At 58.2% G+C, this 18537-nt stretch carries 16 protein-coding genes and 1 pseudogene; 3 read left to right on the plus strand and 14 right to left on the minus strand.

The window, feature by feature from the left end; all coding sequences use genetic code 11:
• Window positions 1-60 precede the first annotated feature (60 nt).
• Window positions 61-384, plus strand: a complete 324-nt coding sequence (locus tag IEI95_RS24935; RefSeq protein WP_012654727.1) for a hypothetical protein — start codon at window positions 61-63, stop codon at window positions 382-384.
• Window positions 385-512: 128 nt separating this feature from the next.
• Here IEI95_RS24935 and IEI95_RS24940 read toward each other — a convergent pair whose 3' ends face one another.
• The 4 genes from IEI95_RS24940 to IEI95_RS24955 form a co-directional block, all read right to left on the minus strand.
• On the minus strand, window positions 513-971 hold the full coding sequence (locus tag IEI95_RS24940; RefSeq protein ID WP_156532436.1) for a YbaK/EbsC family protein: 459 nt from the start codon (window positions 969-971) through the stop codon (window positions 513-515).
• A gap of 280 nt (window positions 972-1251) precedes the next feature.
• The gene (locus tag IEI95_RS24945; protein WP_156532437.1) at window positions 1252-1419 is read right to left on the minus strand and encodes a hypothetical protein; all 168 of its coding nucleotides are present in this window, start codon (window positions 1417-1419) and stop codon (window positions 1252-1254) included.
• A 65-nt stretch (window positions 1420-1484) separates the two neighbouring features.
• On the minus strand, window positions 1485-2873 hold the full coding sequence (locus tag IEI95_RS24950) for a dipeptidase (protein WP_194417143.1): 1389 nt from the start codon (window positions 2871-2873) through the stop codon (window positions 1485-1487).
• 72 nt (window positions 2874-2945) lie between these two features.
• Window positions 2946-3395: a MarR family winged helix-turn-helix transcriptional regulator gene (locus tag IEI95_RS24955; RefSeq protein WP_012654724.1), complete on the minus strand. Its 450-nt coding sequence runs from the start codon at window positions 3393-3395 to the stop codon at window positions 2946-2948.
• A 386-nt stretch (window positions 3396-3781) separates the two neighbouring features.
• Here IEI95_RS24955 and polA point away from each other — a divergent pair, with 386 nt between their 5' ends.
• Window positions 3782-6760 (plus strand): DNA polymerase I, encoded by a 2979-nt coding sequence (gene polA, locus IEI95_RS24960; RefSeq protein ID WP_156532439.1) that lies wholly within the window; start codon window positions 3782-3784, stop codon window positions 6758-6760.
• 125 nt (window positions 6761-6885) lie between these two features.
• On the opposite strand, the gene IEI95_RS24965 is transcribed toward polA, so the two are convergent.
• The 5 genes from IEI95_RS24965 to IEI95_RS24985 all read right to left on the minus strand — a co-directional run bounded on the left by IEI95_RS24965 (window position 6886) and on the right by IEI95_RS24985 (window position 12447).
• Window positions 6886-7746: a C40 family peptidase gene (locus tag IEI95_RS24965; RefSeq protein WP_156532440.1), complete on the minus strand. Its 861-nt coding sequence runs from the start codon at window positions 7744-7746 to the stop codon at window positions 6886-6888.
• A gap of 2 nt (window positions 7747-7748) precedes the next feature.
• The gene (locus tag IEI95_RS24970; RefSeq protein WP_012654721.1) at window positions 7749-8099 is read right to left on the minus strand and encodes a MarR family winged helix-turn-helix transcriptional regulator; all 351 of its coding nucleotides are present in this window, start codon (window positions 8097-8099) and stop codon (window positions 7749-7751) included.
• A 90-nt stretch (window positions 8100-8189) separates the two neighbouring features.
• On the minus strand, window positions 8190-9575 hold the full coding sequence (locus IEI95_RS24975) for a bifunctional cytochrome b/YceI family protein (protein ID WP_156532441.1): 1386 nt from the start codon (window positions 9573-9575) through the stop codon (window positions 8190-8192).
• A 187-nt stretch (window positions 9576-9762) separates the two neighbouring features.
• On the minus strand, window positions 9763-10410 hold the full coding sequence (locus IEI95_RS24980) for a YceI family protein (RefSeq protein ID WP_234890968.1): 648 nt from the start codon (window positions 10408-10410) through the stop codon (window positions 9763-9765).
• A gap of 648 nt (window positions 10411-11058) precedes the next feature.
• Window positions 11059-12447, minus strand: a complete 1389-nt coding sequence (locus IEI95_RS24985; RefSeq protein ID WP_012654718.1) for a leucyl aminopeptidase — start codon at window positions 12445-12447, stop codon at window positions 11059-11061.
• A 274-nt stretch (window positions 12448-12721) separates the two neighbouring features.
• Here IEI95_RS24985 and IEI95_RS24990 point away from each other — a divergent pair.
• Window positions 12722-13531 (plus strand): annotated as a pseudogene (locus IEI95_RS24990) (tetratricopeptide repeat protein); the annotation flags it as partial.
• Window positions 13532-13626: 95 nt separating this feature from the next.
• Here the strand turns inward: IEI95_RS24990 and IEI95_RS24995 are convergent.
• The 5 genes from IEI95_RS24995 to phnE all read right to left on the minus strand — a co-directional run bounded on the left by IEI95_RS24995 (window position 13627) and on the right by phnE (window position 18536).
• Window positions 13627-14256: a LysE family translocator gene (locus tag IEI95_RS24995; protein ID WP_087727199.1), complete on the minus strand. Its 630-nt coding sequence runs from the start codon at window positions 14254-14256 to the stop codon at window positions 13627-13629.
• Between the two features lie 204 nt (window positions 14257-14460).
• Window positions 14461-15072: a phosphonate metabolism protein/1,5-bisphosphokinase (PRPP-forming) PhnN gene (gene phnN, locus IEI95_RS25000; RefSeq protein ID WP_234890970.1), complete on the minus strand. Its 612-nt coding sequence runs from the start codon at window positions 15070-15072 to the stop codon at window positions 14461-14463.
• Window positions 15072-16223 carry an alpha-D-ribose 1-methylphosphonate 5-triphosphate diphosphatase gene (locus tag IEI95_RS25005; protein ID WP_156532443.1) on the minus strand — a complete coding sequence of 384 codons (1152 nt, stop codon included), beginning with the start codon at window positions 16221-16223 and terminating at the stop codon, window positions 15072-15074. Before IEI95_RS25005 ends, phnN begins: the two co-directional genes overlap by 1 nt.
• Window positions 16223-16924, minus strand: coding sequence for a DUF1045 domain-containing protein (locus IEI95_RS25010; RefSeq protein ID WP_194417145.1), 702 nt, complete (start codon window positions 16922-16924; stop codon window positions 16223-16225). The genes IEI95_RS25005 and IEI95_RS25010 overlap by 1 nt, the downstream gene beginning before the upstream one ends.
• A gap of 112 nt (window positions 16925-17036) precedes the next feature.
• Complete coding sequence (phnE, locus tag IEI95_RS25015; protein WP_156532445.1) at window positions 17037-18536, minus strand: phosphonate ABC transporter, permease protein PhnE; 1500 nt, start codon at window positions 18534-18536, stop codon at window positions 17037-17039.
• Window position 18537: the final 1 nt, after the last annotated feature.

Here is an 18537-nt window from a genome sequence, read left to right on the forward strand (position 1 = left end):
GAATGGAACCAAAGCGGCATGGAACCGTTATTTTCACGAAAACACAACAGGGAGTTACCCATGGCTGATACGACGCGTATGCAAGCTGAAATGCGTGAGCTTCAGGCTCAGATCGCGCAATTGAAGGACAAGTTGGCTGAGCAGGGTCATTCTGTGGCCGATCAGGTTCGCGGAACCACATCTCATGCGCTGAGCAACGCTGCCCGCAGCGCGCAGGACGTGGCACGCTATGCCAAGGATGAGGCAACATCGGTTGCTGGTATCGTGCGCGAGCATCCGACTGCAACATCGACCGCTCTGCTCGGCATTGCTCTGGTGGGTGCGTTCATTGGTTATCTGGTGGCAAGCCAGTCCACGCCAGAACCCCGCCGTCGTTGGTACTAAGGCACTGATCTAAAACTGCCATGCAGTTTCGGAAAATAGGCATTCGTCGTTTTATGGCGAGGAGGAAAGGCGGCGCAGGGTGCGCCGCCTTTTTTGTATTCGATCACTGATATCAATGACCCTTTATCTTATTGGCAGACATCGACCCATTCCGCCCCGGTTAGATCGACTATGCGTTGCGGCGCAATCTTGACGGCGGAATTGGTGGCTCCGGCGGCTGGGACGACGATGTCGAAACGCTGCAACGACATATCGCAAAACACAGGAAGCGGCGTTGCCAGCCCGAAAGGACAAACACCGCCCACTGGATGGCCGGTCAGCGCCACGACCTCTTCCGCTCCCAGCATACGGGGTTTGCCCCCGAACCGCTCCTTGAATTTCTTGTTGTCCAGCCTTCGCTCGCCTGCGGCAACCACCAGCATGGTGATGTCCCCAACCCGCAAACACAGGGTCTTGGCAATTTGGTCCGGCTCAACGCCATGCGCCAAGGCGGCCAAAGGCACGGTGGCCGAGCTTTGCTCGGTTTCAATCACGGTGATATCCGGCGCATGGGCCGAAAAGAAATCTTGAACGGATGTAAGGCTCATAGTCTTTTCATAAAAGGACCAGCGCCGACCTGCAAGAGCTTGCAGACATCGGATGATCTTGCAGACATCGGATGATCTTGCAGACATCGGATGATCTTGCAGACATCGGATGATCTTGCAGACATCGGGATGATCAACAAAATAACTGGCAAGAAAATCAACTGGAGCCCTTGAAAAGCCGCAATGAGATGCCATTTATGATGAAGACGTGAAGGACGGGGCATTGCTGCCGAGGTCGCTTGACGATGCTTAACACAAGTTTAGGCATTTGGCGCGATACTCATGAAAAGGCAGCAAACAGGGTGAGAACCCGGTCCTCCTTCAGGTTGAAGCCTCGCGCTTCGTTGACCACGGATGTACTGGCAACGATAAGAGCGAGTTTTGGAAAGGTCGGGTTTACTCCCCGGCCTTTTTGCTTTTCTGGCCCCTTATCATTTTTCCACGCCACGATACGCGATCCAAATGAAAACGCCCGGAATTCGTCCGGGCGTCGTCGCAATCGCGTGTTTGGTATCAGTGCGCCAGCGCATCCAGAATACGGATCCAGGACCGGATACCCTTGTGGAAAGATTCCAGCTCGTATTTTTCATTGGGCGAATGGATGCGGTCATCCACCAGGCCAAAGCCGACCAGCAGCGAATCCATGCCCAGCATGGTCTGGAAATCCCCGACAATCGGGATAGAGCCGCCCATGCCGATCACTTCAGCGGGCTTTGGCCATTCATCCGACAGAGCGGATTTAGCCTTGGTCAGGAAGGGCGAATCATAGGGAAGCTGGATGGCTGGCGATGCCCCATGCTCGTGGAATTCAACCGAGCAATCGCCGGGAATGCGCGCCTTGACGAAAGCCCGGAAGTTTTCGCGGATTTTCGCCGGGTCCTGCTCACCGACCAGACGGAAAGACACTTTCGCTGACGCCTTGGAGGCGATCACGGTCTTGAAGCCTTCGCCGGTATAGCCACCGGTAATGCCGTTGACTTCGGCGGTCGGACGCGCCCAGGTCAATTCCAGGACGCTGCGGCCTGTTTCGCCTGATGGGATCGACAGGCCGACATCATTGAGAAATTTGTCGGCAGTGCGGCCCAGCTTTTCCCAGGAGGCCTTGATGTTGACTGGTGTCTCCTCGACACCCTCGTAGAAACCATCAATGGTGACCCGGCCCGTCTCGTCATGCAGGTCGGCCAGCACCTTGGCGAGAATGTGGATCGGATTGGCCGCAGCCCCGCCGAACAGGCCGGAATGCAGATCACGATCCGCCGCCGTCACCGTCACTTCCTCGCCGACAAGGCCGCGCAGGGCTGCCGCAATCGCCGGGGTCTCTCGGTCCCACATGCCGGTGTCGCAGACCAGGGCGAAATCGCATTTCAGCTCACCCGCATTGGCCGCAAGAAATGGCTTCAGCGATGGCGAGCCGGATTCCTCTTCGCCCTCGAACAGGATGGTGATCTTGATGGGCAGGCCGCCATGCACGGCCTTATAGGCCCGGCAGGCCTCGACGAAGGTCATCAATTGGCCCTTGTCATCGGAGGTGCCGCGTCCGGTGATCACCTTACGGCCCGGCTCGATTTCCTTGATAGCAGGCTCGAACGGATCGTTTTCCCAAAGATTGAGCGGATCGACCGGCTGCACATCGTAATGGCCGTAAAACAGCACATGCGGCGCATCCGGGCGGTCAGCATCGTGATGACCAACGACCATCGGGTGACCGGGCGTGTCGCGCACGGAGGCATTGAAGCCTAGACCCTTCAGCTCCTGCGCCAGCCATTCCGCTGCCTTACGGCAATCGGCCTTATAGGCCGGATCGGTGGAAATCGAGGGAATGCGGACAAGGTCGAAAAGCCGATCAAGGCTTTGTGGCAGCGCCTTGTCGGCCTCGGCGAGAATGGGAGCTAGATCGGTCATGGGCATGTCCTGGACTGTTCAAATCAGCCGGGACGATAGACCATGAGCCCGACAGTTTCGAGACAAACAGCGTCAAATATTTGAGCTTTTGTCGCTGCTGCGGGCATTTTCCAGGGCCTGACGAATGAATTCCAGCATCAATTCCTTCTCGAAACGCCGAAACCCATGGAAAAGAGCGTCATCCGCCTCGCAGGCGGCAGAAATCGCCTGATCCCGCAGCCCCTCCCCCTTGGCGGTCAGGAAAACCAGTTGCGCACGTCGATCGCTAGGATGGGGCTTTCGCTCGATCAATCCGTCACGCTCCATGCGAGACAGGGTATTGGCCATGGTCGCCTGTTCCACAGCCACCCGCTCCAGCAATTGCTTCTGGGTCAGGCCTTGCTCTTCCCAAAGCTCCAGCAGGATTGGAAACTGACCGGCGGAAAAGCCCAGCCCCTCGGCCCGAACCTGCAAGGCACGGGCAAATTCCTTGGCGAGCTGGCTCACGAGATAGGTTGGCGATTGCCGACGATCAAACAGCATGGTGTCGATGATAGGCCGGTTTCAAAGCCGAGGCAATGTGGCCACCTCTATAGCAGAAATGCCAGGCACAAACAAAAAAGTCGTCACGGCTGGAGGCGGCGCCGTGACGACTTTTCGTAACAGGGGACAAAGGCCCGGAGAGGGGGGATAAGGCCTTTGTCCTGAAGTCTGAAGCGGCGGGGGACGAGCCAACTTTCAGACTGCGGTGCTAATCATGCGCCGCTGACTAGTAAATGCGCGGCCAAATGTGTTTTTTCAAGGGAAGGAATGATTACAAAGCGGTAAGCTTTTCGTGATGACACAGAAAAATCGTCACTTCACTCTGTAAACGGTTTTGGCGTGATGTGGCATGGACCTTTTTGAGCCGCCGCGCTATCCCTTGGCGCATGAAAAAAGGCGATCATCTCTTTCTTGTCGACGGCTCCGGCTTCATCTTCCGGGCCTTCCATGCGCTTCCGGCGCTGACCCGCAAATCGGACGGGCTGCCGGTCGGCGCGGTCTCGGGCTTTTGCAATATGATGTGGAAGCTGCTGACCGAAGCACGCGACACGTCAGTCGGCGTCACACCCACCCACCTTGCTGTGATTTTCGACTATTCGTCAAAAACCTTCCGCAAGGATCTCTATCCCGAATACAAGGCCAATCGCTCCGCCCCGCCGGAAGATCTCGTGCCACAATTCGGACTGATCCGCCAGGCGACGCGGGCTTTCAACCTGCCCTGCATCGAAACCGAAGGCTTCGAGGCCGATGACATTATCGCCACCTATGCGCGGGCCGCCGAAGCCATCGGAGCGGATGTCACCATCGTCTCTTCCGACAAGGACCTGATGCAGTTGGTGACCACCAATGTCCATATGTATGACAGCATGAAGGACAAGCAGATTGGCATTCCCGATGTCATCGAGAAATGGGGCGTGCCGCCGGAAAAGATGATCGACCTGCAATCGCTGACCGGCGACAGCACCGATAATATTCCCGGCATTCCCGGCATCGGCCCGAAGACGGCGGCGCAATTGCTGGAGGAATATGGCGATCTGGACACGCTGATGGCTCGGGCCTCCGAAATCAAGCAGAACAAGCGGCGCGAAAACATTCTGGCAGGCGCCGAACTGGTCAAGCTGTCACGGCAACTGGTGACGCTGCGCACCGACGTGCCGCTGGACATGCCGCTGGATGCGCTGATGCTGGAAAAGCAGGACGGACCAAAGCTGGTCGCCTTCCTGAAGGCCATGGAATTCACCTCGCTGACACGGCGCGTCGCCGACAATTGCGATTGTGATGCCGGCGCCATCGAACCCGCCACGATCTCGGTGGAATGGGGTTCGGCAGCCCGTGGCCCGGACCTCGACGCTGGTGCCACAGCTCAAACGCCCGCCTCCGGCCAAGAAGCCGGACCTTCGGCACAATCCGCCAAGGCCGAGGGCGCGACGCCTGCCGATCTCGCCGCGGCCCGGCAATCGGCTTTTGGCGGTCAGCCCATCGACCGGTCCGCCTATGTGACCATTCGCGATCTTCCCACCCTGGAAGGCTGGATTGCCTCGGCGCGGGAGGCCGGGTTTGTCGCCTTCGATACGGAAACCACCTCGCTTGATCCGATGCAAGCCGATCTGGTCGGTGTTTCGCTGGCCCTTCAGGACAATACGAAATCGCCGGGCGCAGCAACCATTCGCGCCGCCTATGTGCCGCTTGGCCATAAGACCGGGCGAGATGACCTGTTCAGCGACGGCCTGAAACTGGCAGAAAACCAGATCCCAATGGATGCGGCACTCGCCGCCCTGAAGGGCCTGCTGGAAGATGCTTCGGTTCTGAAAGTGGCGCAAAACCTGAAATACGATTACCTTGTCATGAAGCGGCACGGCATTGTGATCAGGGGCTTCGACGATACCATGCTGCTGTCCTATGTGCTGGAAGCTGGCGTCGGCGCGCATGGCATGGACAGCCTGTCGGAGCGGTGGCTCGGACATACGCCCATCCCCTATAAGGAGGTCGCTGGCTCCGGCAAATCGCTTGTCACCTTCGATCTCGTCGATATCGACAAGGCGACCGCCTACGCCGCCGAGGATGCCGACGTCACGCTGCGTCTCTGGCTGGTGCTGAAACCACGGCTTGCCGCCGTCGGCTTGACGCGGGTCTACGAGCGGCTGGAGCGGCCCCTGGTGCCGGTCCTGGCTAACATGGAAGAGCGCGGCATCACCATCGACCGGCAGATCCTCTCGCGGCTATCAGGCGAGTTGGCGCAGAAGGCTGCCGCCTTTGAAGACGAAATTTACGAACTGGCTGGTGAGCGCTTCAATGTCGGCTCGCCCAAACAGCTTGGGGATATCCTGTTTGGCAGAATGAACCTGCCCGGCGGCTCAAAAACCAAGACCGGTCAATGGTCCACATCTGCGCAGGTGCTGGAAGATCTGGCCGCCCAGGGTGAGCCCCTGCCCCGCAAGATCGTTGATTGGCGCCAGCTGACCAAGCTGAAATCCACCTATACCGACGCCCTGCCCGGCTATGTCCACCCGCAGACCAAGCGGGTCCACACATCCTATTCGATGGCGGCCACCACCACCGGTCGCCTGTCGTCATCCGAGCCGAACCTGCAAAACATCCCGGTGCGCACGGCAGAAGGCCGCAAGATCCGCACCGCCTTCATTTCTACCCCAGGCCATAAGCTGCTGTCTGCCGACTATAGCCAGATCGAGCTGCGGGTACTGGCCCATGTGGCGGACATTCCGCAATTGCGTCAGGCCTTTGCCGATGGGGTCGATATTCATGCGATGACGGCCTCTGAAATGTTCGGCGTGCCGGTGGATGGCATGCCGTCTGAAGTGCGCCGCCGCGCCAAGGCGATCAATTTCGGAATCATCTACGGTATTTCCGCCTTCGGTCTTGCCAACCAGCTCAACATTGAGCGGTCGGAGGCGGGCGAGTACATCAAGAAATATTTCGAGCGATTCCCCGGCATCAAGGACTATATGGAAAGCACCAAGGCTTTCGTGCGTGAGCATGGCTATGTCGAAACCATTTTCGGACGGCGCGCCCATTACCCGGAGATCAAATCCTCCAACCCGTCAATGCGGGCCTTCAACGAGCGGGCAGCCATCAACGCGCCAATCCAGGGTTCCGCCGCCGATGTCATCCGCCGCGCCATGGTGCAGGTGGAACCGGCGCTGGCCAAGGCCGGGCTTGGCGAGAAAACCCGGATGTTGCTCCAGGTGCATGACGAACTGATCTTCGAAGTCGAGGATGAGGCCATCGAGGCTGCCTTGCCGGTGATCGTCTCCACCATGGAAAATGCCGCCATGCCCGCCATCGCCATGCGCGTCCCACTCAAAGTCGATGCCCGCGCCGCCAACAATTGGGACGAAGCGCATTGACAGGCTTCTCCTGATTGGATTGGCTAGAGCATTTCCGCGTTTCATAGAAACGCATAAATACTCTAACTCTTTGTTTTAACGCATTTCCGGACGCAAAACCGCTACACACTTTTGCTGGAAATGCTCTAGGCGATCCGTTCCGGGCGGCGATAGCCGGTCGGCTGCTGGTAGAGCCAGCCGATCCGGGCGATGGCGGCGTCCACGTCTTCGCGGGCGACGCTCATTGTGTGGCCATTGGCATGCAGCAGGGTGCGCTCATCTTCCATGATACCGGCATGGCCTTTCCAGAAGATCAGGTCGCCCCGGCGAAGATCACTCCGCTCAATCGGGTTGCCGAGGCCCGCCGCCTGCATGTCGCTGTCGCGCGGAGCGCTCAGCCCGCACATCTGCATGGAGAGCTGGACGAGGCCGGAGCAATCAATGCCAAGCCCGCTGCGTCCGCCCCAGAGATAGGGTGTTTCCAGAAAACGGGCGGCGATGGCTACATAATCCTCGCCCGCTGGCGTACCGAGGGAGCGGCAATGATCGGCAATCACCGCATGACCATCACTCAGCAGAAAGTAGCGGGTGCCACGGGTCTCGGCCTCGCCGGTGACCGTTACCCGGCTCCCCATCGAGATTGCCTGCGCATTGGGATAGCGCAGGTCCGGGCCGGTATAGAGAAAACTGCGTGGCACTGTTACCCAATGCGTGGGCGGCGCCTCGATAGCGGCAATCGCCGTTTCCGGCAGATAACCGACATAACCATCCAGATCGCCCTTCACCCAGGCCCAGCCATCGGTCCGGTCAAACACCGTAACCTCTTCGCCCAGCAGCACCTCCGTATCGATTCCGCAGGCAAAATCCGGGCGCGGACGCAAGGCGATAACCGGCACGGCAATGCGCGCCGGGGTTCCGCTGACATAACGCTCGGCCTCCACCTGGCCACGCAGGGCCGCATCGGCCAGATCAGGTCGATAGGCGTTCAGCCGGCGGTCCAGTTGCATGTTCACGTCCTCATGCCACGCGCCTGCTCAATGATCAGGTCGCCGAATTTTTCCAGATAAAGCGCGCCTGCCACAGTGCGCTTGATGATGACATTGCGCTTGTCCATATCATCGCGCACCCGATCAACAAACCCCATGCCACCCATGGTATCGAGTGCGCGGGTAATGACCGGCTTGGTAACCTTAAGGGTGGCGGCAAGCCCCCGCACGGTATGCGGCGGCGGAACCAGATAGATATGCAGCAGGATGGAGAGCTGGCGAAGCGTCAGGTCGCGGCCATCCTCCTGCACCTGTCGCAAAGTCACGTGATGCCAAAGCCCTAGCGCCGCCGTTGCGGTCAGTTCCAGGCTCATCGTCTGCTCCGCTCTCGTTTCGCACCCGTTATATATCACATGACAAAGCCCGGCACTGCAAGAGGCCGGACCTGTGATGGATGGATACGATCAGGAGCCGGTCTTCGTCGCATTCACCACAATGTTCACATTGATGGATTTCGACACCCATTCCGCCGATGGGTCGGAAAACATCCCAAGATTGAGCGCGGCGCGATCCAGTTCCAATGCGCCTTCCACCTGCGCCTTGTTGCCTTCCATTTTCAAGCTGAAGGGCAGGACAACCGGCAGAGGCTTGTTCTTGATGCTCAGGGTGCCCCGCGCCTCATAGCGATCACCTCCCAAGGCGCGAAATTCCGTGGTTTCGAACCTGGCCTCTGGAAACCGGGTGGAATTGAGCCATTCGCCATTCTTCAACGAACCTTCCTGGGTCGCATCGCCGGTTTTGGCAGAGGCCGTTTTCACCAGAATCATCGCTTTCGAACCAGCAAGATTGGCAGGATCGAAGCGTATGTCGCCACTCCACTCTTCAAACCGGCCATTGAAGGCATTGCCAGCATGGGTGCCACCAAAGCCGATGCTGGACGATGCCATATCGATTGCCCAGGCAGGAGCGGTTGCCGCCTGGACTGGCGCGGCTTGCACCGGTGTAGCTTGAGCATCGGTTTGTGCAGGATTGGCCTGGCTGACATTTGCGGATGACTGAGGCGCCACCGCAGGCGGTTCAGCTTGCGCCTCCACCGCCGATGGCTGCTCGGCAAGCGGCGGCGGCAGATGCATGACCCAACCGATAGCAGCAGCCATAACCACAAGCGCCAAGCCGAAACCATGCGACAGGCCACTGGTCTTCCCTTTGCCAGACGCGCTGTGCGCGACTTTACCGGTCCGCAGGAAAGGCACCATCTGCGCCAAAACACCATCCCGCTCGATAAAGTGATGCTTCAAGGCCGCTGCGACATGCAGAACGATCAGCGCCGCACCGCCGTAAGCCATATAGCTATGGGCACCCATCGCGCCGAAGGCGAGGTTGCGATTTCCCTCAAGACCCGGAAGGTGCGGGATTGGAAACAGGCCAAACCAGGAGGTGGCCACATCCAGCGGGCGATCCGTTGCAATCGCCCAGCCGGAAGACACGTAGATCCAACCAGTCAATGGCAGGATCAACATCATGCCGTAGAAAGCGATATGCGTGGCATTGGCCAGAAACCGTTCCCAGAGCTTCATGCCAGATGGCAAAGCGGGCGGCTTATGGGTTGCCCGCCAGATGATGCGCAGCACGGTCAAAGCCAGAATGGCAAAGCCGATGGATTTGTGGATCTGAAACAGTTGATAGGCCAGTTGCTGGGTCTCAGGCTTTTTCAAGGCCCGCACCATCCACCATCCCATCGGGATCATCGACAGGATCATCAGCGCGATCGCCCAATGCAGCGCGATGGCAACGCCGGTATAGCGTACCGCAGCCCGCGGTACTGTCTGGTGCTGAAACGCCGTGTTCATGGCTCTTAAAACCTATATTTATCAATGATAAAATTTGGAAAATTCTGCGAGCCGAATGCCCGCTGCGGCGCAGGCTCTGGGCCGATTAAGGGTGCAGATATCGCGTCCAAACCCAATCGGCCCAAAGGCATTTTACGCAGAGGCCTGTGCCTCACGCGCTGCTTTCAGCATCACGTCAAATCCACCATCACTTGGATGGAGACGCTGCCGGGTCCTGGATGAACTCACCGTCAAAGCGGATCATCACATCCTTGCCGACGTAACCGACAGGTTGGCCAAACGCCGTTCTGTCAAACGTCCCTTCCGCAGCAAATCCAATGGCCGGAACACCTGCAAATGGATGGCTGTCAATGGACCCGTTCAGCGTTGCATTCAGCGTCACCGGCTTGGTGACACCCAGGAATGTCAAGTTGCCGAGGATTTCGGCCGTCTTGTCACCGGTCTTCTTCACGCTGGTCGATGTGAAGGTGATCTTCGGGAAAGCGTCACTGTTGAGTTTTTTGGGATCCTTGCTGATCTCCTCAGGCCAGGTCGCATAAGGCGATTTGGCGTGGGTGGCCTTATAATCGGCGGGATAGGGCACATCCACCGATGTCGGATCAATCGTCACCTCGATCTTGGAGGCTTCGATTTTCGCTGGGTCGAGAGAAAGCGTGGCTTCCAGCTTGCCAAAGCGAGCCGTGTAATTGGAAATCGTATTGTGCTTGACCGTCCATGTCAGGTTCGCATGGGTCGGATCCAGTTTATAGACCCCGGCGGGTGGGGCCGTCTGGGCATCCTGCGCCGAAGCCGTTGCCACGCCGCCAATGGTCAGGCCGCTAAAGCCCGTTGCCATTCCTATAAATGCTGAATTTATAACGATTTTTCTCACATTAAAATTCATTAAATCAATCTCCTTTTTTCCGTTCCATGCGCCCGAAACGTGTGGAGCGGAGATGCCAATGTAAAATAAAAAAAATTTGAATTTTCTAACTCTTGAAATTTAACACGCAAAAATTGAAATGCCGAATAATTATTTTAATTCATATAAAAATCGCTTCAACCCCTGTCTCGTTTGCGCTTTGGTGCGACATCAGCTGCCTCCAGAAATCCTGCAATTCATTGTAAGTAAATAATTTTTCTATTATTAGACTGCGTTTCCCTGATGACAGCTCGGCGTCAACAGGAAGGAGATCTTACAGCTGGCCTTAAGAAATATCCGGCTCTTGGAGCTCAAAACACGACCATCATAGTCAAAATAAAAAATGAACGATAGCCTCCATGTCGTCAACAAATATTGAACAGTCTGTCAAACGTCACGGTAGTACCAAGGCCTGATAGCCCCAATCGGCATCAGCTCCTGCAAATGAGAAATGATGGGGACAGCGGCTTTAAGGAACGACCATTGAAGAGAGACTGCCGAATTTCAGATCTCGGCACACCTTTATCCTCGAGAGATTTTCAAACCTCTCGAGGATAAAGACAGCATCGTGAACGCCTTCGCTTATTTGAGCGCGGCGATATAGCGGTAGAGGGCGCGAATTGCCTGCGCCTCACCACCAACGGGGCTATGGGGCCGCTCTTGCGACGCCCAGCCGAAAATGTCGAAATGCGCCCAGCTTGTCGTTCGGGTGACAAAGCGCTTCAGGAACAGGGCAGCGGTGATTGCCCCCGCCATGCCGCCCGCAGGTGCATTGGTGAGGTCGGCAATCTGCGAGCGGACCATTTTTTCGTAACCAGGGAAAAGCGGCAGGCGCCAGATAGGGTCGTCAGTTTCAAGGCTTGAATCTGTCAGCTCATAGGCAAGCGCATCGTCATTGGAGAAGAAGGCCGGCACATCCGGACCGAGCGCCACACGGGCAGCCCCCGTCAACGTCGCCATGTCGATCAGCAGGTCGGGTTCCTCTTCGTCGGCATAGGTCAGGGCATCGGCCAGGATCAACCGTCCCTCGGCATCGGTATTGTCGATCTGAACGGTCAGGCCCTGACGGCTTGTATAAATGTCACCGGGCCGGAACGCATTGCCGGCTATGGAATTTTCCACGGCAGGCACGATGACGCGCAGATCCACTTTCAGCTTGGCATCCATGATCATCAGAGCAAGGCCCAGCACATTGGCCGCACCGCCCATGTCCTTTTTCATCAGCAACATGGATGAAGACGGCTTGATATCCAACCCGCCGGTATCAAAACAAACGCCCTTACCGACCAGGGTGATCTTCTTGTGACCCTTCTTGCCCCAACGCATTTCCAGAAGCCTCGGCGCCTGGGCGCTGGCCCGGCCCACGGTGTGAACCAGCGGGAAATTCCGGTGCAGCAGTTCATCGCCGATCACCACGCTGACCTCTGCCTTATAATGGTCAGCCAGTGCCCGGAAGGTTTTTTCCAGATCTGCCGGTCCCATGTCGTTGGTGGGCGTGTTGATCAGGTCGCGAGCCAGGAAAACGCCGGCCAACTGACGGGCAATGTCGCTGGCATCCGCATCCTGAGGCATCAGCAGTTTGGGATGATCCGAACGGTCGGCCTTATAGCGCTCGAAACGATAGCTGCCCAGACCATAGCCCAGAACCAACCGGTTGGCCGTCAATGGCGCGGTCTCGATATGCCAGTCGCCAGCCGGCAATGCCCGCGCCAGCTTGCCCGCCAGAAACGGATTTTCTCCTGGCGCGCTGCCCAGACCAAACAGCGCTCCGCCCAATTGTCCATCGCTGGTGGGGATCAGCAGCAGCGAACCCACATCCGCCTTGTAGCCTGCCTTCTTCGCCCAATCGAGCGCAAGAGGATCAATCGCACCGGTTTCGATATGGGCGGGCGTCACCGCGAAAATCGGCAGGGACTTTCCGCCCTTGGTCAGAAACGGGGTGGGTCTTTCAATATATTGATAGGGTGCCATGATTGCCCTTTTGCTGCTCCATCACTTCGCGGTCAGCTTTACCGCAAAATTCCTTAGAATCGGTTCCTTCGTGGACGTTTTATCTTTCAAGAGGACCGGGCTCGAATTTTCTCGAAAATATATGGCTGACGAAAATGTCAAACGCCGGGCGTTCTCGCAGACCAAAGGCATTTTAACATTCCATTAGGGTTAACAGATTATTGCTTTTCCATGGTTGCAGGGCTGATGGCGGTGATTCGTCTGCCTGTGAATTCAGGGCTATGGGGATAGAGTGATGGCTGTTTGGCGTTCATCCATTCAGATTTGCGCGGCACTGCCCGCTCTTTCGGTGTTGGCACTGGCGCTGGCGCTGACGGGCTGCGCCACCACCTCCAATACCGACAAAATGTCGACCGGCTCGATTCCGAGAATGACCAAGCCCGTTGATCAGATGACGCCCGGCGAAATTGCCATGGCAACGGACAGCATGGGCCGGGCCTACGAGAAAAATCGCAAGAACGCGCAGGTCGGAGTGGCCTATGCCAATCTGTTGCAGATGGGCGGCCGCGCGCCGCAGGCTTTGTCTGTCATGCAGCAGGTCGTTATCGCCAATCCAAATGACCGCCAAGTGCTTGCCGCCTATGGTAAGGCGCAGGCCGCTGCCGGCCAGCTGGAACAGGCCTTGACGACGATTGGCCGTGCCCAGACCCCGGATCGGCCCGATTGGCGGCTTTATTCGGCCCAGGGCGCGGTTCTCGACCAGCTCGGACGCACCCAGGAGGCGCGTGCCGCCTATCAGCAGGCCTTGCAGATCCAGCCCAACGAGCCTTCGATCCTGTCGAATATGGGCATGTCCTATCTGCTCGGCGGCGACCTGAAAACCGCTGAAACCTACCTGCGCAGCGCATCCCAGCAACCCGGCGCCGATAGCCGGGTTCGCCAGAACCTGGCCCTTGTCGTCGGCCTTCAAGGCCGTTTCGACGAGGCCGACAGGATTGCCAGAGCCGAACTTTCACCCGACCAGGCTGAGGCGAATGTGGCCTATCTGCGCACCATGTTGAACCAGCAGAACACCTGGAAACAATTGGCGTCCAAGGATACAGCTCAGAATCCCGTCAGGAAACCTGCCCAGACCCCTGCTAAGGATCAGACGCCCGTCAAGGATACGAGCCTGGCGGCAACCCCTCTTCGGTAAAGGTGTCAGGGCCGCGCGCCCTCGAACACAAGGCGAAGTCCAAGTCCACCCAGAACCAAAGCGGCCAGACGATCCAGCGGTTTCTTGGCTGAGAGATAGACGCGCCGGGGTATCGGCGCGGAAAAGACCAGCGCCACCAGTGAATACCAGCCCGCTTCCACCAGAAAGACCACGCCTGGCAGCATGATGAACAGCAGGCTATCCGGCCGGGGTGGCAGCAGAGCCGCGAAAATACTGGCATAGACAATCGCGGTTTTTGGATTGCTGACCTGTGTTAAAAAGGCGCTGAGATAAATCCTGCTGAAAGATTTTGGTGCAACACCGGCCTGCTCCATATTGACCGGTTGGGCCGCACCACGCCACAGTTTCCATGCGATATAAGCGAGGTAGAGGCCACCCGCGACCTGCAAAACCCTATGAAGCCAAGCAAACTGGGTTATCAGGGCAGCCAATCCGGCAAGGGCCAGAACGGCGAAGATCAACCCGCCGGTCCCCATGCCGAGCGCCGTTACCAAACCGGCGGCTCTGGAGCGGGTCATGGATGTGTGGCTGACCAAAAGAAAACTTGGACCGGGACTGGCCGCGCCAATCAACAAGGCGAAGGCTATGGCAAATAAAGGGGCAAACATCGTCATGCGGCATCTCCAAAGTGAAAGGAAATTGCCCAGGCGCACGGCGCGGATGATCCGCTGATCGCTCATCTCCAGAAAGATAAGCACCGCGCTTCCCGATGGTACTCCATCTTCAAGAGCTTAAGGAGGCTAATGCAATCCTTTGCTTTGCCATCCTGCCGATTACGCTCTTATCGCCAGTAACGCGGATTAGTTGTTTAACACATTTTATAGCGCCGTTTCAATCGTCTCGATGAAACGCCTGCCCGCCTCGTCCAGCGGGCCGGAATTGTCGATGGTCACGACAGGATAATCACCGCAAATTTCGGGTGGGCTTCGTTGTAGCCGTTGGAGAATGTCCTCGCGGCTTTCCCTGCCCCTCGCCTCCAGCCGGTCGGCCAGAACCTCGGGCCGGGCCGTGACATTCACCACCAGCATTCGCGGAAAAACCTGTGCGAACCGGGGAAGTACCGAGCGTGAGCCGTTGGCGATCACCACGCTGCCATTCGATAGCCAGCGATGCACATCGTCAGGAATGCCATAGCTTAGGCCATGCGCATCCCAATCGACCGCAAAACAGCCAACGGCCTTCAGATCATCAAACTCGGAAGGACTGGCCGGGCGATGATCCTCCCCGCCCGCATCGGCGGCCCTTGTGATGACCCGCTGGACGAAATGTACGGGGCAGCGCTCAGCGTCAGTCTGTTCGATAAAATACCGCTTGGCATAGGCAATCAGACTATCCTTGCCCGCTCCGCTTGGGCCGACAACGACGATCATCCGGCCCTTGTCCCCAGACGTGTCGCCCGGATCATCAGGCATGATGGAATGCGGCACCATCACGCCACCCTTCTGCCCTGACGCCAGACGGAGCGTACCACAGGCACGCCACCGTGATTTTCGCTGTAGCGGACGCGCACCAGATCGGCGCGCAGGCCAGGGGCAATCCGGCCCCGGTCTTCCAGCCCGACGGTGCGGGCGGGTGTCGAGGTCACCATGGCCAGCGCCTGCGGCAGGCTGATCGCCTCAAAGCGATGGGCGAGCACGAAAGGCGCGTGCAGCAGGCTGAGCGGGATATAATCGGAAGACAGCACGTCGAGCACGCCGCGCTCGGCCAGATCCGTGGCGGCAATATTGCCGGAATGGGAGCCACCGCGCACCACGTTCGGCGCGCCCATCAGCACGCTCATCCCCGCCTGATGCGAGGCATCGGCGGCCTCAAGACTGGTCGGAAACTCGGCCAGACGCACGCCATGGCCCTTGGCCTCTTCCACATGGGCAAGCGTTGCATCGTCATGGCTGGCAACGGTAATGCCGCGCACGGCGCAGATGCGGGCCAGCGCATCACGGTGCTGGGCAGAATAGGCCGCCGATGCCTCTAGCCGCTTTTCGACGAAGCGGGCGAAGGCTTCCTCGCTCAAGCCCTTCTTGGTCTTATAATAGAGCGTGTACTGGTCCATGGTCTGGAACTGCCGCTGGCCCGGGGAATGGTCCATCAGCGACACCAGCCGCACATGCGGGTCCTGCTCGAAATCGGCGAAATGGTCGAGGACATTGTCGGATGCCACTTCGCAACGCAGATGCAGCAGATGCTCGGCGCGGAGACGGTCATCCTTTTCGGCGGCCTGGATGGCATCGGCCATATCGCGCATTTCACCCTTCTCAAACCCGCCATCCTCGTCCGACCCCATCCGCAGACAATCGAACACGGTGGTAATGCCTGAGGTGACGACCTGCGCATCATGGGCCTGAATGGCTGCGGTCTTGTTCCAGCGCACACCGGGGCGTGGCGAATAATGCGATTCCAGATGATCGGTATGCAGTTCGACCAGCCCGGGGATCAGATAATCGCCGCCGAAATCCTCGCCGATGCGGCTGTTGCCTTCTGAAATTTCGGCAATCAGGCCATCGCGAATGACCACAGCGCCCTTCAGAAGCAGCCCACTTTCCAGCACCACAGTCGCATTGGACAGCACGGTTTCATTCGACATCACAGACTTCCTTCAGCCCCGGCAAGGGGCAACCAGCGGTGAACGGTAAAGGGCGCATTGCGGCTCGGCTCGACAAACAGGCCAAGCCCGCCAATCGGCAGCGCCCGGTTGGTAAAATCAGCAAACCGGTTCTCCAGCACAGCGCGCATCGCATCGCTACGCTCGGCGTCCACAGGTCCGGTCAGGGTCATGTGAAACCGGAATTCCTCCAGGACATAGGGATAGCCCCAGGTTTCCAGCAGGGCTCGCTTGCGCTCGGACAGATTTTCCGGCTTGCGCCTGATAAGATCGGCCTCGCTCAAGGGCGCGCGAAACGGCTCGAAAACTTCGACAACCGAAGCGGCAAAATCCTGCAAGGGTTGATGGATATCTTCAGGAACCACGGCAAAGAACGGCCCAAGCTGATTGACCACGACCTTCGGGATCTCAAAGGCGGGCGTCGCCTTGCAAAACCGCGAAAACATCTCCAGCAGCGCTGCTTCGCTCTCACCTTCTTTTAGGGAAAACGGCGCTTTCAGCGTGGCATGAAAGCCGTAGCGACGGGGATCGGCGGTCAGGGCGGTGATCTCATCGCCTGAAAACCCTTCGACCGGCTGCCGATCAAGATCCGCGCCGTTGAAGGCATCACGGCCAAGCCAAAGTGCGGCGGCAAGAGACAAGGGATCGTCTTTGGGCGGTGTAAAATAAAGGGCGTAACGCACGGCAATCCTATCCCGGGAATCAGCTTGGAAGAGCCTGTATCTGACCCGTCTCAAGCGATGGAAGCAAGCTTTGTCTGGCCGATCACAACACCGAAACGGCACCAGAGGAAGATCATTTTTGCGCGCCGATCAGTTTTGAGCGCAGCAGGTTGGACACGGCATCGAAGATAAACACCACCAGCAAGATCAACAGCACCATATAACAGACATTTTCCCAATTCTGGTTGGTGCGCATCGCTTCCCAAAGCTTCAGGCCAATGCCACCCGCCCCGACCGCGCCGATAATGGTGGCTGAGCGGGTATTGGATTCCCAGAAATACAAAGCCTGCGATGCAAAAACCGGCAGAACCTGCGGCAACACGCCGAAGCGTTGCACGGCGAGCGGCGAAGCGCCGACCGATTTCACCCCTTCGCGCTGCTTGTCATCGATATTCTCAAGCGCTTCGGAATAGAGCTTGCCAAGCGTGCCCGTGTCGGTGAAGAAAATCGCCGAGATCCCGGCCAGCGGCCCCGGCCCGAAGGCGCGGGTGAAAAACAGCGCCCAGATCAGCATATCCACGGAGCGCAGGAAATCGAAGAACCGTTTGGTCAGTTGGTTGACCGGACGGTTGCGGGTAATGTTGCGCGCCGCGATGAAAGACAGCGGAAAGGCGATCAGCGAGGCAAACACCGTGCCGACAAAGGCCATGACCAGCGTTTGCGCCAGCTTGGTCCAGACATCCAGATGCTGCCAGGATGGATTGTAGAGAATATCGTTCCAGGCCAACGACAGATTGGAACGGTCGGGATCGAGCCTTGCACCGGTTGCGATCAAGCTCACCACTTCGGTTGCGGACCTGCCGAAAAATGCAGAATTGGTATCGAACAGGAAATTGGCCCAGCCGAAAAACCGGTTGCGTACCCTGACCCGGTCGGCGCTGATATCAGCCCAACCCTGAAGGCCGAAATAGGCCATGACCCTGCCGCCACGCTCGCGCTGCTCGACCCAGGCAGGCAGCGTGCCATCAGCAAGCACGGTGCCGGCCTTGCGGTCAAGCATCAGGGTAACGCTCTCAGTTCCCCGGTTCAGCACCACGCTTTCAGGGCTGACCAGCAGCGAAGCGCTGGAGCCGAGATTGACATCGGCCTCTCTTATCACCTCTTCCTGGCGCGTGACGGGTGCCGCTTGCGCCGCGACCGGTGCCTGTTGCGGGGCTGCTGCCATGAAGTTGAAGCTCGAGGCTTTTGGCGCTGACGTCACTGGCGCGGGCGCATCGGCTACGCCACTCGTGCGCGTCATCATTTCTTTCTTCGTCACCAGCCAATCCGGGTTGGGGTTGGGACCAATCGGGTCGAAGCGCGAATAGGCGATGGAAATCGCCCCATCGGGGGCAATATTGATTTCCGGCCGGATCTCATAGGACACCCAATCGGCCAGATAATTGCCAGCAATGCCCCAGCTGGCGGTGGAGACCACTTTTCCAACCGCAAAGAACCACCAGGAAAAGGTGAAATACAGCGCAAGCAGGACAATGGTCAGCGGCACGCGGTAGCGCTGCCAAAAGCTGCGGCGGAAGATGTCCGGATGACGGGCAGCGATCAGGTCCATTTGGGTGGCGTCGAGATGTGTCATG

This window comes from Agrobacterium vitis (genome assembly GCF_014926405.1).
GTDB classification, from domain to species: Bacteria; Pseudomonadota; Alphaproteobacteria; order Rhizobiales; family Rhizobiaceae; genus Allorhizobium; species Allorhizobium vitis_H.

Coding starts and splice junctions, on each gene's coding strand:
- IEI95_RS24935 (WP_012654727.1), top strand. CDS start 61: ATGGCTGATACGACGCGTATGCAAGCTGAAATGCGTGAGCTTCAGGCT.
- IEI95_RS24940 (WP_156532436.1), bottom strand. CDS start 971: ATGAGCCTTACATCCGTTCAAGATTTCTTTTCGGCCCATGCGCCGGAT.
- IEI95_RS24950 (WP_194417143.1), bottom strand. CDS start 2,873: ATGACCGATCTAGCTCCCATTCTCGCCGAGGCCGACAAGGCGCTGCCA.
- IEI95_RS24955 (WP_012654724.1), bottom strand. CDS start 3,395: ATGCTGTTTGATCGTCGGCAATCGCCAACCTATCTCGTGAGCCAGCTC.
- polA (WP_156532439.1), top strand. CDS start 3,782: ATGAAAAAAGGCGATCATCTCTTTCTTGTCGACGGCTCCGGCTTCATC.
- IEI95_RS24965 (WP_156532440.1), bottom strand. CDS start 7,746: ATGCAACTGGACCGCCGGCTGAACGCCTATCGACCTGATCTGGCCGAT.
- IEI95_RS24970 (WP_012654721.1), bottom strand. CDS start 8,099: ATGAGCCTGGAACTGACCGCAACGGCGGCGCTAGGGCTTTGGCATCAC.
- IEI95_RS24975 (WP_156532441.1), bottom strand. CDS start 9,575: ATGAACACGGCGTTTCAGCACCAGACAGTACCGCGGGCTGCGGTACGC.
- IEI95_RS24980 (WP_234890968.1), bottom strand. CDS start 10,410: ATGGCAACGGGCTTTAGCGGCCTGACCATTGGCGGCGTGGCAACGGCT.
- IEI95_RS24985 (WP_012654718.1), bottom strand. CDS start 12,447: ATGGCACCCTATCAATATATTGAAAGACCCACCCCGTTTCTGACCAAG.
- IEI95_RS24995 (WP_087727199.1), bottom strand. CDS start 14,256: ATGACGATGTTTGCCCCTTTATTTGCCATAGCCTTCGCCTTGTTGATT.
- phnN (WP_234890970.1), bottom strand. CDS start 15,072: ATGGTGCCGCATTCCATCATGCCTGATGATCCGGGCGACACGTCTGGG.
- IEI95_RS25005 (WP_156532443.1), bottom strand. CDS start 16,223: ATGTCGAATGAAACCGTGCTGTCCAATGCGACTGTGGTGCTGGAAAGT.
- phnE (WP_156532445.1), bottom strand. CDS start 18,536: ATGACACATCTCGACGCCACCCAAATGGACCTGATCGCTGCCCGTCAT.